Source organism: Hymenobacter siberiensis (assembly GCF_018967865.2).
Classification (GTDB): domain Bacteria; phylum Bacteroidota; class Bacteroidia; order Cytophagales; family Hymenobacteraceae; genus Hymenobacter; species Hymenobacter siberiensis.
The window spans coordinates 1-14018 of record NZ_JAHLZY020000003.1 but is presented as its reverse complement, the minus strand read 5'-3'; the positions used below and the strand labels follow the sequence as shown (position 1 = coordinate 14018).

The 14018-nt window shown below is 59.0% G+C and carries 9 protein-coding genes and 2 pseudogenes; 6 read left to right on the top strand and 5 right to left on the bottom strand.

The genetic code is table 11. The features are described 5' to 3' along the window. Together KQ659_RS20710 and KQ659_RS20705 are read right to left on the bottom strand one after the other, a co-directional pair. On the bottom strand, nucleotides 1-1113 hold the full coding sequence (locus KQ659_RS20710) for an imelysin family protein (protein ID WP_216690862.1): 1113 nt from the start codon (nucleotides 1111-1113) through the stop codon (nucleotides 1-3). A gap of 94 nt (nucleotides 1114-1207) precedes the next feature. After that, complete coding sequence (locus KQ659_RS20705; protein ID WP_216690861.1) at nucleotides 1208-2359, bottom strand: DUF4856 domain-containing protein; 1152 nt, start codon at nucleotides 2357-2359, stop codon at nucleotides 1208-1210. Between the two features lie 737 nt (nucleotides 2360-3096). On the opposite strand from KQ659_RS20705, the pseudogene KQ659_RS22180 reads away from it, so the two are divergent. Continuing rightward, a pseudogene (locus KQ659_RS22180) lies at nucleotides 3097-3429 on the top strand (MCP four helix bundle domain-containing protein); the annotation flags it as partial. A 9-nt stretch (nucleotides 3430-3438) separates the two neighbouring features. Here the strand turns inward: KQ659_RS22180 and KQ659_RS20695 are convergent. The 3 genes and pseudogenes from KQ659_RS20695 to KQ659_RS20685 all read right to left on the bottom strand — a co-directional run. Further along, a pseudogene (locus KQ659_RS20695) lies at nucleotides 3439-3843 on the bottom strand (TerC family protein); the annotation flags it as partial. Nucleotides 3844-4219: 376 nt separating this feature from the next. Next, a complete protein-coding gene (locus tag KQ659_RS20690) occupies nucleotides 4220-5560 on the bottom strand; it encodes a replication initiation protein (protein WP_226930174.1) in 1341 nt (446 codons plus the stop codon). Between the two features lie 559 nt (nucleotides 5561-6119). Further along, a complete protein-coding gene (locus KQ659_RS20685) occupies nucleotides 6120-6386 on the bottom strand; it encodes a hypothetical protein (RefSeq protein ID WP_216690859.1) in 267 nt (88 codons plus the stop codon). Nucleotides 6387-6860: 474 nt separating this feature from the next. On the opposite strand from KQ659_RS20685, the gene KQ659_RS20680 reads away from it, so the two are divergent. The 5 genes from KQ659_RS20680 to KQ659_RS20660 all read left to right on the top strand — a co-directional run. Then, nucleotides 6861-7250, top strand: a complete 390-nt coding sequence (locus KQ659_RS20680; protein ID WP_216690858.1) for a hypothetical protein — start codon at nucleotides 6861-6863, stop codon at nucleotides 7248-7250. 127 nt (nucleotides 7251-7377) lie between these two features. Further along, nucleotides 7378-8055, top strand: coding sequence for a response regulator transcription factor (locus tag KQ659_RS20675; RefSeq protein WP_216690857.1), 678 nt, complete (start codon nucleotides 7378-7380; stop codon nucleotides 8053-8055). 120 nt (nucleotides 8056-8175) lie between these two features. After that, nucleotides 8176-9747: a TolC family protein gene (locus tag KQ659_RS20670; protein ID WP_216690856.1), complete on the top strand. Its 1572-nt coding sequence runs from the start codon at nucleotides 8176-8178 to the stop codon at nucleotides 9745-9747. 61 nt (nucleotides 9748-9808) lie between these two features. Then, a complete protein-coding gene (locus tag KQ659_RS20665; protein WP_216690855.1) occupies nucleotides 9809-10948 on the top strand; it encodes an efflux RND transporter periplasmic adaptor subunit in 1140 nt (379 codons plus the stop codon). A 178-nt stretch (nucleotides 10949-11126) separates the two neighbouring features. Continuing rightward, a partial coding sequence (locus tag KQ659_RS20660) for an efflux RND transporter permease subunit (RefSeq protein ID WP_226930172.1) occupies nucleotides 11127-14018 on the top strand: 2892 nt, incomplete at its 3' end.

The following is a 14018-nucleotide window of genomic DNA, read 5'->3' as shown; positions in this document are numbered from 1 at the left end:
TTAGTCGCCGTCGTTGTCGACGTAGGTCACCGTGATGCCCAGCGCCGAGGTCATATCCACCTTAATCAGGCGCACGGCCTTTTGCATCTCGTTGTAGGAAGCCACGGCATCGACGTTGCGGGCCGTGATAGTCGTGTGCAGGTCGGGGCCCAGGGAGCTGAGCTGCTGCGCCGACACACCAAACTGCGTGTTGATGATGCTGGCCAGGCCCTGGCCCGTGCGGCTGTCCTTGGCGCCCAGGGCATCGAGGTAGCTTTTGAGTGAGGGCCGGCCCGTGCGGCCATTGAAAAACTGCTGCACCGTGGCGTGGGCCGTAGTGGCCAGCTGCAACGGCAGGGCTCCCTTCAGGTAATACGCCTCAATTTTCTCGGGCCGGGGCGTGCCGCTCATGGTGCCGGCCGGAATGCCCACTTTGCCGGCGCGCAGGTAGCGCTCAAAGTAAAGCGAGTAGGCATTGATAACCCGCGAGAGCGAGGAGCTGGCATCGGTGCCGGCATTATTGATGAACGTGTCGCGGTAGGAGCCAGTCCACTGGCCGTACACCGTGCCAAAGGTCTGGTCCATCTTGGCCATCACATCGGTGAGGTAGCGGCGGTGGTTGGCTGAGGCCACGTACTGCTGCACAATGGCCGCGTCGCTGGTCGCCACGCCGTTCAGCAGGTAGTCCAGCGTGGGAAAACCCTGCTGGGCAATAGCGGTGGCCACCTCAAAGTCGTAGGTGCCAGTCGAAATATTGCGATTGATGCCGGTCACATCGGTCGGGTAGATGTTGAAGTGGTTGCGCAGACTCACCGATTCAGCGGGGCCGAACTCAAACAGCTCCACTTTCTGCCACTCCAGGTAGGCCGCCTGCCAGGCCTGGCGTGCATCCAGTAAGCTGGCCGTAGTAGGGGCCGCCGTGAAGGCTGTGGTTTTGGTTTTGAGGGCGCTCAGCTTGTCGTTGAAGCGCTGGTAGCCGGGCTTCACCAGGCTGTCGGCCCACTGCGTGAGCAGGGCCTTACGGTCCAGGGACGTGTCCGGGGCCGGCGTATCGGAACCGGTGCTTTTCTGGCAGCTGAAGACACCCAACGTATTGATTAGCAGCGCTAATGCGAATAAAACAGTCTTTTTCATCGGAAGCAGTTTTTGGTGGCAAAGACCCACGAACCACGCCGCCAAAGCGGCCCGATGCGTGGGCCCTGGGTCTGCGGCTGGCGCGGGCCAAAAGCTATTGAATGCTGAACTTCGACTTGATGGCGGTGATGGCCACGTCGGCCTGGGCATTGGTCAGGCTCCAGGTGCCATTGGTGCCGGAAGTGAGGCCCGCGAGCAGGTTGTCGGAGAAAGCCGCATCGGCTCCGTACTTGGTGCTGAAGCGCAGCGAGTAGATAAAGCCCAGCCCTTCGCCCAGCGCGTGGGCTTTCACGTCCAGCGTGGAGGCCGATTTCCAGCTGCTCAGGTAGGACACCGCCGACAGGGCAATGGTCTTTTCCAGCTCCGTGCGGATAACATCAGCCTGAGTTTTCACGCCAGCCGCGTCGTTGTTAACAATGGCCGCGCGGCCCTTCAAGAAGGCCAGGTACACGCCGGGCGAAGCCAGACCGTTTTTCTCGTTCAGGTAGCCGGCCAGAAACCGCTCGCGGGGCGTCAGGTTGATGTCCGTGGTCATGATGGCGTTGGACGTGAGGTAGCCGTAGGCCAAATCCCAGTTATGCTCCAGCTCGGAGTAGGCTTTGCCGGCTACCACCTGGCGGTTATCGGCCTTCAGGGCATTGTCGGTGAGCAGCACGTTGTCAATCTGGTCGAGCAGCAGGGCCCCAATCAGAGCCTTCTGAATCACCTGGTTCACTTCAATACCTTGCTCGTCCACAAGGTAGCGGCCCAGCCGGCCGGCGCTGCCGGGCGTAGCCACGTTGTTCACCGACTGGCTGGTGGTGGCCAGCTTGGTCAGCTGCTGGTCGAGGTAGACGCGCACCGTTTCGGCGTTAGTGGCCGGGAACGAGGCCGCAGTGGTAGCGCGCAGCGACAGGCCCGAGCCGTTCAGGCCGGTGCCGGTGAAGTAGCTGCCGGTATTGTTGTAGTAGCCGCGCAGCTTGGCCGCATCCAGGGTAGCGGGTGTGGCCGGGGCCGCCGCGGCCACCAGGGCCATGTAGGCATTCAGCTCCGAGAACATGTCCAGGCGCTGGTTCGCGGTCGTCAAATCCACCGTGGACTGCCCGCCGGCATCTTTGAACGATTCCGTGTACTTCGAGTTGGCCGTCAGCGTACTGGCATCCAGCTTGGCGCGCAGGGCCGGGGCCGACTCGGTGTCATTCTTGTCGCAGGAAGTAAAACCAAAAGCCAGGGCAACCAGCGCGCCGGGAACGAACTTAAACGTCATAAGAAACAGGTTTAGCAGAAGGAGCAGTAAACGATGCCTCAAAGGTATTACCCTTATTTGGAATTATTCCAAATAAGGGTAAAGTTTTTTATAAAATGTCTAAATAGTATAATAGTATATATTATATATTTACCCTTCGATACCCAAACTATCCTCGTGAATGCTCCCGGCGGGCGCTTCGGCCTGCTGCCCGGCCTGCCGCCGCAAGCCACGCCGTAAGGCGATTAGGGCCATTGCACCAAATGCGTAGTTAGCGTTGCTATAGTTGAGCTAATATTCACAACGCATTGACCACTAACATACTTTGAACAAGGCAAGTTGTGAGGAGGCTGTTGTAACTATTTGAGCAGCCAGTAAAACATTTCACTGAATCCTGGCGCTGGAAAGGGCCTTCCGATTCAGCAATCGACACATGTTTTTTTTAAGCTCAACCTGAAAACGCTAACTACGCATTTGGTACAATGACCCTAATCTACAAGCCGTGCTGCGGGAAATTGAGGCTGCGCGGCACTGCGAGCAGCAGGTGGGGTGCGGCGTGGAATTCGTATCTGGGGAATTGAATTTTCGGCTCCGCACCTGGCTGCCGCCCGGCAGTGGCTGGCTGATAGCGGGCCTCTCTAGAACAGCGTGCCGGAGCTGACGATGAGAAAAGCAGTCCAGCGCTTGAATCTCTTTTTTTATTCTTATTTGCAGGTAGTTGAGCCTGCCCGGAGTTGTAGCCACTTTGTACCTGCGCCATGAATATGCTGTCCCGCATTCACGATAAGGCCAGGCCCATTGGGCTATTTCTGCTGGTAATGCTCGTCATTTTGGGCAGTAGCATGGTAGAAAGGCGGCTGATGAATAAAGTCACCACCTCGCTTTCATCGCTGTACCAGGACCGGCTCCTGCCCGCCACGGGCTTGTTCGAGCTCAATAACCTGCTCTACGCCAAGCAGCAGCTGTTGACAGCGTATGAGGCCGCGTCGGCGATGGAGCGCCGCCGGACACTCCAGCTGTTAGCCGGCTACAATCAGCAGCTGGCCGCCATCATCAAGCAGCACCAGGCCACCTATTTGGTAAGGCAGGAAAAGGTGGTGCTACGGGCATTCCAGGCGCGGCTGAACCGCTACAACGCCCTCGAAGCGCAGCTGCACGGGCGGGGCCTTTTTGCGCAGGCGCATATTGAGCAGTTCGACCAGCAGCGAGAAGGCCATAGCGAAGTAGAGGTAGCCCTTTTCGATTTCCTGGTGGGCGGCCTCCATCACCAGCAGCAGGCCAATCATGATGAGGAAGGAGAGGGCCAGCATCTTGATGGTGGGATTCTTGTTCACGAAGTCGACCACCACGCCGCTGAAGGGCAGCATGAGACCCATGGCCCCTATCACGGCCAGTATCATCACCAGCACGTTATCGACCATGCCCACGGCCGTGAGCACGAAATCGAAGCTGAACACGAGGTCGATGACGCCGATTTGCAGCACCACGCGCAGCAGTGTGGCCCGGCCCGTGGTACTGGCGCTGGCTTCTTCCTAGCCCTGCAGCCTGGTGTGGATTTCGGTGGTGCTCTTGTACATCAGAAACAGGCCGCCGCCCAGCAGAATCAGGTCGCGCCCGCTACCCAGGTTGCCGATTACCAATATGCCGCACTCTACCCGAAAAGCCTGGCAAGGCGCATGGAATCGATTCAGAAAGTGGGTCTGACTGGACGATGCCCATCGATTTCGCCCACGCCTGAACCAGAACCAGAAAAGCGCCTTAATCGCGCTGATAACCGTCTTTACCAGTAATTACGGGCGCACGTTGCCTGCCACAACCACCGCCCACACCACCAAAACGCGGCCAAGCACCCGCCCGGTTTTGCATTCAAACATAACCGCGCTAGTGCCGCAAAATCAGCACCTGCTGTCCTTCCCTGAAGTCAAGCACGAAACCCTGACTGAGGTATATGCGCTCAATGTGTTGTTCAAAAGTCGGGGCTCGGTTCGCATGCTTGGCAAAGGGCCCAGGCGTTTCATACATTTCCCGTACTTCCTCCAACTGATATATTGTTTCGGCCGGAGCCACAGCAACCGGTTTGACAACAGATTTGCGAACGGGCTTCACGGCAGGAGCTGGTAGCACCTCCTGACTACGACGGAATTCTTCCAGCAGTAGTTTGCCCGTAATGCACTTATAAGCGTAATCAGCGGGCTTACGAATCTTGGCTTTACGTGGGCGTTGAAGCACTTCTATCACATAATCCAGGTAATCAACCGGGTACTGGCCCTCCACCAGATGCCGGCGAATGACCTCGCAGCCAGCTTCTGCAACCCCCATTGCCAGCAAGCTCATCGCCCAGAGCTCCATTGCAGTGGCAGGCTTGGCGACTGCAAACGGCAATTTGGTAGCAGATGGCTCCAATACCAACGGTCCCGCATTGAAGGTAAAGCGAATTTGCTTGACTGCCTTGCCTACTCGCAGCAGTTCCATTTCGAACCGCAAGTCCGTGTCAGCCAACTCTTCCTGCGCTTTGTCCAGAACCTTCGCTTTAAAGTTATTGAACCGGTCCGTGTACTCTTCAGACCGGATTCCCAGTCGAAAACGCAAGTCTTCTACCGTGAACGTGCGCGCACCAAACGTGCGGTATTCAGAAAGCAACCAGTAAATCTTAAACGAATGACTGCTATTCAAGCTCTTGAGCTCGGCAGTCAGGCTTTTTGTGAAGTTTCCACGTTGCGTGAGTTGCAGCAGGTAGGGGACAAAATCAGGGTTGACTTTGACAAAGAGCCCCCCACGCTGCCGCATGTAGCGCGCTTTGGTAATAAAGGAGATGTATTCGTAGTCCGGTTTGCTGACGCGCTCACCCTTCGGGCCCAGTAACTCCACATACAACGTGCGGTTCAGCAAGCGCTTAGCTAAGCTCTTAATCTGCGAGTAAGCACTTCCCCCCGTTTCATCGCCTACCAGCTCGGGAGCAGGGATGAAGTATTCCTTGAATTCCTCGTCGTCCGGATGAATACGGGACAAAATCGCGGTAAAAGCCCGCCATTCGAGCGTATTTAACACGAACGAGCTATTAATCAACGCATTATGCTGGCGAACTTCCGGACGCGGAGCAATGACGGTTAGCTGGTTATCCACAAAACGGCAATTTGGTAGCAGATGAGGCTTCAAGTTACGCACTCCCCCAATAGCAGTCGGCAATTTGGTAGCAGATAACGGCAGTTGGGTAGTTGGCAAACGGCAATTTGGTAGCAGATAACGGCAATCTGGTAGCAGATGACACCTACCCAAAACGGCAATCTGGTAGTCGGGAAACGGCAATTTGGTAGCAGATAACGGCAATCTGGTAGCAGATAACGGCAATCTGGTAGCAGATGAAGGGTGTAAAATATTATGATTCAATTAGTTGTGGAGCCTGTAAGACTTATAAGACTTATAAGTAAATAAAGACTAGCTAGGTGTTTTTTTGATTTATTAAAATCTGCGGTGAACTGCTTAGTGCAAGCCAGCGACGAGTTTGGCTTCGCACACCCGGGGGGGGGGGGCCAACTGCTGCTGAAGGCAGGCAGTGGTGCAGGGTAAGATATAGCGCAAGGGCAAAGCGGAAATGCCAGTTGGAACCAATGCGCCGGATTTTTGCAAGTTCGGGATGTCCCGATAACGGCCGCTTTAGCGGCCCACCCGCGCTGGCGGCTTCATACTGCGTAAAGCTGTAGCGTGAATATAACTTTCTGATTATAGACAATAAGCAGCTCGACACCTATAGCCCTTAATGACTTCTTGAGAAAGACCACCATCATTTGCGGCTGTATCCGTGTGAGTGCTTCCTGCTAGCAGTTACGCTGGCAACGGCGGGTTCGCCGTTCGTGGCGGCGTGGTCGCGCAGCTGCTCCAGCGTGAGCTGGCCCTGCTCGAAGGCCTGGCCGGCCCTACTGTCGAAGGAATCGTAGCGCTGCTGCCGAATCGGCTGGTAATCGGACTTTGGGCGCACGTTGTCGGCTGCGATGAGGGCGCGGGCAAACAGGTCCATGCCGACGACGTGGGCGTGGAACAGGTCCTGCAATGGTTCACTAAAGTACTCAAGGAGCCAAGACTGGCTTTTAAGTAAGGGGCCTCTCAGAATACAGAAAAATAACACGCTAAAGGACGGATGTAGCGCGCGACCCCGGAGATGCGCTGGCACCGGGAAACCTCGTTCACCCCACGCTGGCCCGCACCCGGGGGCTGCTCGGCGGCAGCAGACATGAAGGTGGCTAAAAAGCAAAATCAGTACCGCAAACTTCGACGTGCAAAGTGTAGGACAAATGAATAAATAAATCATTGTATCCCTCATAAGACATTCATTTCATGGGCATTAATCTTGTATCCTCATACGGTTGGCATCGCCAGCCGGTGCCCATCGCCTCCGGGTGAAACTGGCCTTCCGGGAGCAGTATTTTAAGTAGTAGATACTTCGATGTCCGGCATGCTTTTTTGCGGAATTTCCTTATTGTACCTCGTGCCTCCGAACCTGAGAATAGCACGTGCTCAGACTCTCATGCGGACTAATTCGTGGCGCCCCAGTCCACCTGCAGGCGCGCCCCAGCCCACCAACTATACCCACTGGGGTCTGGACGAGGGCACCTGTATCCCCCATTCCTACGGCCCCGCCCAAGCCGTTTTCAACGAAGCCGAAGCCACCCCGGGTTACGCCCCCACCGGCGATACGGAGTGGAACCTGCGATACACGCCCCTTTTCGGGGTCGGTAGCCGCCAGCGGCGGCGCGCCACCATCGCCCAAAACCGGGAAGGTAGCAGTGCCGCCGGCACGCGGGCACAAAGCCCAGGTGCCTTCCGGGTAGGCGCGGCCCGCGAGCTACCGGCCAGCCTGGCCACGAAGCGCCCGGCCCGTTCGATGCGCCGTTCGTGGCCGCGCGCCTGGACGTGACCAGGCGGGTCATCTGCATTCCGATGGTATTGATTTTCCTCAAAGGCACACTGCTGTAGCCAGCAAGTAACCGGGTGCCGTCCAACGGGCACCCTTACCTGCTCCACTCATTTCCCAATCAACCTTTATGCGCGTTCTGGTCATTCATTCTGAAGAAGCTTTTTGCCAGCAGCTGTACCACTTTTTGCAGCAGGCCCACTACCTGGTCGACTGTGCCGCCACTCACGCCGCCGCCGTTGAGCGGCTGGCCCGGCACGAATACGATTTTGTGCTGCTCGCCGCCGAACTGCCCGATGGCGACGGCCTGGCACTGTTGCGCGCGGCCGTGCTTGACCCAATGCAGCCGGCTTCGTTCATCGTCCTCACCGCCTCCGCCGGGGGCGTTCACCTCAAAGCCTTCGACCTGGGTGCCGACGATTGCCTGCCCAACACTGTGCTGCTGCCCGAGCTGGAACGCCGGATGCAGGCCATCGTGCGCCGCCGGTTTCGGTTGCAAGACCCTAAAATCCGGTTTGGCAACGGGTTCGTGATGGACCTGGCCGCCCACACCCTGCGCCATAATGCGTGCCCCGTGCCGCTCAGCAGCAAACAGTTTGATTTGTTGCACTACCTGTTGCTGCACCGCGGCTATCCCCTCACGCGCCAGCAACTGGGTGCCCACGTCTGGGGCGATGATGTGGCCAGCCAACGTGCTTCCAACTACATCGACGTGCACATCAAGAACCTGCGCAGGGCACTGGCCAGCTTTGCTTCGCCCGACTTTCTCGAAACCGTGCACAGCATCGGCTACCGCGTGGCCGCCTGAGGTCTGCGTGGTATAGCAAGGCCTGAAATTGGTTTATGATTCTGATAATCAGTAATTAAAATATACAACGCACACCCCGGATGCAAGCCCGGCTCTTCTTAACACCGCCTTCTTACTGTCATGAAATCCTTCGGAACCGCCGCACTGCTGCTCGCCGTAGCCGTACTGGCCGGCCCTGCCGCGGCCCAGCGCCCGGCTACTACCACGCCCTCCTCCAGCATGAGCCGGCCCCCGGGTGGTACGCCCAATAACACCCCGGCCCAAATGCCTGGGCAACCTACTCCCGGCTACGGGCCGGCCGGCCGGCCATCAACACAACCGAAGCAGCCCAGTCAAACCAACAATGGGACTGCTGCAAACTCCGCTTCGCCATCGCCCTACGGGCAGTATCCGGCAATGCCTGGGGTACTACCTACCGAGGTGCCCATGAGTGCGACGCCTGGCCCCACCGATACGCTGCACGTCGACCTGGACCAGGCCCTGGCCCTGTTTATTCAGCGCAACTACAATTTGATTGCCCAACGCTTCAACGTGAACCTGGCTCAGGCAGCGGTGATTCAATCCGGGCTGCGGGATAATCCCAATATTTCGGTGGGGGCCAACGCCTACAACCCCGCCATCAAAACCCTGTTTCCGTTTGGTGCCAAACACGGTGCCGACGTGCCCGAAAACAATGGCAACGCCACGGGCAACACGGTGAACATTCAGGTGCAGCAGCTCATAAATCTGTCGCACTCACGCGCCAAGCTCGTGCAGCTGAGCAGCACCAACGCCGAGGTGCAGCAGGCCGCTTTTGAGGATTTGATGCGCACGGGGCGCTACCAGCTGCTGCAGACGTTTTACAACGTTATTGCGGAACGGCGGCGGCTCCTGTTGCTGCAGCAGCAGCGCGACCAGCTCGACCGCCTGCTCGTCGGCTTTCAGGAGCAGCTGCGACTGGGCACCGTGGCCGGCTTTGAGGTGACGCGCCTGGAGCTGGAGCGCGAAAGCCTGGAAAAAGACCACTCGGACCAGCTGGTGCAGCTGGGCGGCGATGAGGCGGCGCTACGGGTTTTTCTGGCCACGCCGGGCACCACGTTTGTAGCGCCCGAGGGGCAACCGCTGCTGCCCGACCCGCCGGCCACGCTGCCCACGCGGGCCGACCTCACCACGCTGGCGTACCAGGCCCGTCCCGACCTGCGCGCCGCCACCCGCCAGACCACTTATGCGCAGCAAAACCTCCGGCTCCAGAAGGCGCTGGCAGTGCCCAAGGTAGCGGTGGGAGCCTCCTACGCTTCGTACGGCAGTACTTACGCCAATTTTTACATGCTGCAGGCCGCTATGGATGTGCCCGTGTTCAATCGCAACCAGGGCAACGTGCAGGCGGCGCAGGTGGGCATTCAGCAGAGTGGCAATGTGCTGAGCCAGGTGAACCTACAGGTGGAGCAGGACGTGGCCGCCGCCGTGGAGCAGCTGCAGCACGCCACGGATTTGCGCCGCCGCGTGACCCCGCGCTTCGTGGCCAGCATTCAGGATGTGAGCCGCAACGCCACCCGCGACTACCAGCTGCGCCTGATTGATTTGGTGAGCTTTATCGACAAAATCCGTGCTTACAAAGATGCCCAGATGCACCTCATCGACGTGGGCAACCGCCTGGAGCTAGCCAAGCAGCAAGTCAACTACGTCACGAATACCCCGGTTTTTACCAATTAATCCGCGTTGGCGGCGGCTGGTTAGTAGGCGCCTCGGCACATCTTTTTTTTCTCCAATTACTATGTTTTTGTCCTCCCGTTTGCTTTCGGGGCTGCTTTGTGCGGCCGTAGGAGCCGGTAGCCTCAGCGGCTGCGGTTCCAAATCGGAAGAGCTGCCCGTCAATACGAAAGACCTGAGCAGCGGCTATCGCACCGATACGGTGCATCTGCGCTCCCCCGAGCAGGATTTGCGGTTCACCGGCAAGGTGAGCTACGACCAGAGCCGGGTGGACCGGATTTTTCCGGTCGTGAGTGGAAACGTGCTGGACGTGAACGCCGCCCTGGGCGCGCAGGTAACCCAGGGGCAGCTCCTGGCCCGCGTGCAGAGTGCCGACGTGAGCGGCTACCTCAATACTTACAACGCGGCCAAAGCCGACCTCGCCGTGGCCGCCCGCAACGCCTCCAATACGGAGCAGCTCTACAAGTCCAGCTTCGCGTCGCAGAGCGACCTGGTGGCGGCCCGGGCGCAGCTCGAAAAGGCCCGCTCTGCCTTCCGGGGTGCCGAACAGGTGCTTAAAGTATACGGCGCTACCGGTGGCGGAGCCGCTAGCGGCAAGCCCGTGTACACGGTGAAGGCGCCCGTGAACGGCTTCGTGGTGGAGCGCAACATCAACCCCGGCATGCAGCTGCGGGCCGACAACGCGACTCCGCTCTTCACCATTTCCAACCTGACGCGGGTATGGGTGCTGATTAACGTGTACGAGTCGGATGTCGCCGTGGTGAAAGTCGGGCTGCCGGTTGTCATCACCGCGCTGGCCTATCCGGACCGCACGTTTCAGGGCAAAATCACGAACATTTCCAGCGTGGTCGACGCCGATACGCGGGTGCTGCAGGCCCGCGTGGAGCTGGATAACCCTGGCGGCCTGCTCAAGCCCGACATGTTCTGCACCATCACCCTGAGCCAGCCCCAGGCCGGGCAGGCCCTGGCCGTAAACCCCACGGCCGTCATCTTTTCCAACGACCAGTACTTCGTCATCCGCCGCAAGGCCGGCACGCCCGCGCCTAGCCCCGAGCAAAATGCCAGCGTGGCCTACGAAGTGGTGCCGGTGAAGGTGTTGCGCTCCAGTGCGCGCTACCGCTTCGTGACCGGCGGCCTGCACGACGGGGATTTGGTGGTGACGCAGGGCAGCCTGCTGCTATACAACGACTTAAAAGGTAATTAATCTACTGATTCGAGATTGTCAAACGGTCATGCTGAGCGCAGCCGAAGCATCTCTACCGCAGTAGTAATCCATTGCCGAGGTAACGAAGCGGGCGAGATGCTTCGGCTCCGCTGCGCTGCGCTCAGCATGACCGGCCGCTGTCTAAAGTATCCGGCCACTTACTTGACCAAAAACATCCATGAATAAAATTATCAAGGGACTCATCGGCTTTTCGCTGCGGCATCCCTACGTCATCTTTTTCATCACCGCGCTGGTGGTGGTGGCCGGGTCTGTGTCGTTCTACTACACGCCCGTGGAGGCCTATCCCGACGTGACCAATACCGAGGTGGTCATTATCACGCAGTGGCCGGGCCGCTCGGCCGAGGAAGTGGAGCGCTTCATTTCCGTCCCGATTGAGACGGAAATGAACTCCATCACCCACAAAACGGTGATTCGCTCGATTAACCTGTTCGGGCTTTCGTTCATCAAAATTGTGTTCGAGGACGGCACCGACAACTTCAATGCCCGCATGGAAGCGGCCCAGAAGCTGGCCAACGTGAACCTGCCCGACGGCGTGGCCGCCAACGTGCAGCCCCCCACTGGCCCCACCGGCGAGATTTATCGCTACACGCTCGTCTCCAAAACGCGCTCCGTGGCGGACCTGAAGACGCTGGAAGACTGGACCATTGAGAAAAACCTGCGCGCCGTGCCCGGCGTGGCCGACGTGGTGAGCTTCGGCGGCCGGGTCCGCACCTTCGAGGTAGCTGCCAACCCCGGCTTGCTGAGCAAATACGGCCTGACGGCGCTTGACGTGTACTCGGCGCTGCAAAAATCGAACGTGAACGTGGGTGGCGATGTGCTGCGCGAGGGCCAGCAGGCCTTCGTGGTGCGCGGCATCGGCATTGTGACCAGCGTGCCCGACATCGAGAAAATCATGATTAAAAACGTCAACGGCGTGCCCGTGCTCGTGCGGAGCATTGGCACGGTACAGGCCAGCTACCTGCCGCCGCTGGGCGTGGTGGGCCGCGACGCCAACGACGACGTGGTGGAAGGCATTGTGCTCATGCGCAAGGGCGAAAACCCCGGGGCCGTGCTGCCCGTGCTCGAAGCCAAGGTGAAAGACCTGAACGAGACCATCTTGCCCAAGGACACCAAAATCAAGGTGTTCTACGACCGCACCGAGCTCAACCAGCACACCCTGCGCACCGTGGGCGAAAACGTGGCCATGGGTATTCTGCTAGTGACCATCGTGCTGCTGCTGTTTCTGGCCGACTGGCGCACGACGGTGACCGTGGCGCTGGTTATTCCGCTGGCCCTGCTGTTTGCCTTCATTCTGATGCGCATCAAGGGCATGAGCGCCAACTTGTTGAGCATCGGGGCCATCGACTTCGGTATTATTATCGACGGAGCCGTGGTGATGGTTGAGGGCTTGTTTGTGATGCTGGCGCTCTGGGCCGCACAAGACGGCATGGAACGCTTCAACAAGCGGGCGAAGATGGGCCGCATCCTGAGCACGGGCCTGGAGATGGGCAAGTCCATCTTCACGTCCAAGCTCATCATTATCACGGCCTTCATCCCAATATTTTCCTTCCAGAAAGTTGAGGGCAAGCTTTTCTCACCGCTGGCCTACACCATCAGCTTCGCGCTGCTCGGGGCCCTGCTGCTGGCCCTCACGCTGGTGCCGGTGCTATCCAGCATCCTGCTAAACAAGAACGTGCGCGAGCGCCACAACCCGCTCATTGAGTTCCTGAACCGGACTTACGCTCCCCTGCTCGACAAGGTGATGGCCTACCCGCGCCGGGCCATGGGCACGGCCCTGGTGGCGCTGGTGCTGGGCGTGGGGGCCTTCCACTTCGTGGGTACCGAGTTTCTTCCTCACCTCAACGAAGGCTCGATTTACGTGCGGGCCTCCATGCCGCTAAGCATCAGCCTGGAAGATTCGTACCACTACACCAAGCAGTTCCGGCAGGTGTTTGAGAAATATCCCGAGGTGCGGGGCGTGATTTCGCAGACCGGCCGCCCCAACGACGGCACCGACGCCACGGGCTTCTTCAACCAGGAATTCTTCGTGGACCTGTTCCCGGCCGATGACTGGAAGCGCAAAATCTCCAAGGACGAGCTGATTGCCGAGATGCAGCACGACTTGAACCGCTTCCGCGGGGTGGACTTCAACTTCTCGCAGCCCATCAGCGACAACGTGGAGGAAGCCGTGTCGGGCGTGAAGGGCTCGCTGGCCATCAAAATCACCGGTCCTGACCTTGACTTGCTCGACAAAAAGGCCACGGCGGTGTACAACGTGATGCACAAAATCAAGGGCGTGGAAGACCTGGGCGTGTTCCGCAACCTGGGCCAACCCGAGCTGCGCATCACCCTCGACCCCGACAAAATGGCCCAGTACGGCGTGGCTGCCGCCGATGCCAACGCCGTCATCGAAATGGCCATCGGCGGCAAGGCGGTCAGCTCGGTGTTTGAAGGCGAGAAGAAGTTCGACCTGCGCCTGCGCTACGACCAGCCCTTCCGCTCGTCGGTGGAGGCCATCGGCGACCTGCTGGTGCCCACCCTGAACGGTGGCAAAATCAAGCTGGGCGAGTTGGCCGTCATTAAAAACGTGTCCGGCCCGGCCTTTATTTACCGCGAAGACAATGCCCGCTTCATCGCCGTGAAATTTTCCGTCCGGGGTCGCGACCTGGGCTCGACGGTGGCCGAGGCCCAGCAAAAAGTGGCCAAGGCCGTGCCGCTACCCGAAGGCTACCGCACCCAGTGGAACGGCGAGTTTGAAAACCAGCAGCGGGCCCAGCGCCAGCTCAGCATCGTGGTGCCGATTTCGATTCTGGCCATTTTCTTCATCCTCTTCGTGTCGTTCGGCAACGCCCTGGATTCGACGCTGGTGCTGCTCAACGTGCCCTTTGCCCTCATTGGCGGCATTGCGGCGCTGCTCATCACGGGGGTCAACTTCAGCATCTCGGCCGGCGTGGGCTTCATCGCCCTGTTCGGCGTGGCCACCCAGGACGGCGTGATTCTGGTGAACAAGTTCCGCCACAACCTGCGCGACGGCATGGACCTGGTGCCCGCCATCAAGGAGGGGGCTAAG

Coding starts and splice junctions, on each gene's coding strand:
- KQ659_RS20680 (WP_216690858.1), top strand. CDS start 6,861: ATGCGGACTAATTCGTGGCGCCCCAGTCCACCTGCAGGCGCGCCCCAG.
- KQ659_RS20665 (WP_216690855.1), top strand. CDS start 9,809: ATGTTTTTGTCCTCCCGTTTGCTTTCGGGGCTGCTTTGTGCGGCCGTA.
- KQ659_RS20705 (WP_216690861.1), bottom strand. CDS start 2,359: ATGACGTTTAAGTTCGTTCCCGGCGCGCTGGTTGCCCTGGCTTTTGGT.
- KQ659_RS20670 (WP_216690856.1), top strand. CDS start 8,176: ATGAAATCCTTCGGAACCGCCGCACTGCTGCTCGCCGTAGCCGTACTG.
- KQ659_RS20675 (WP_216690857.1), top strand. CDS start 7,378: ATGCGCGTTCTGGTCATTCATTCTGAAGAAGCTTTTTGCCAGCAGCTG.
- KQ659_RS20710 (WP_216690862.1), bottom strand. CDS start 1,113: ATGAAAAAGACTGTTTTATTCGCATTAGCGCTGCTAATCAATACGTTG.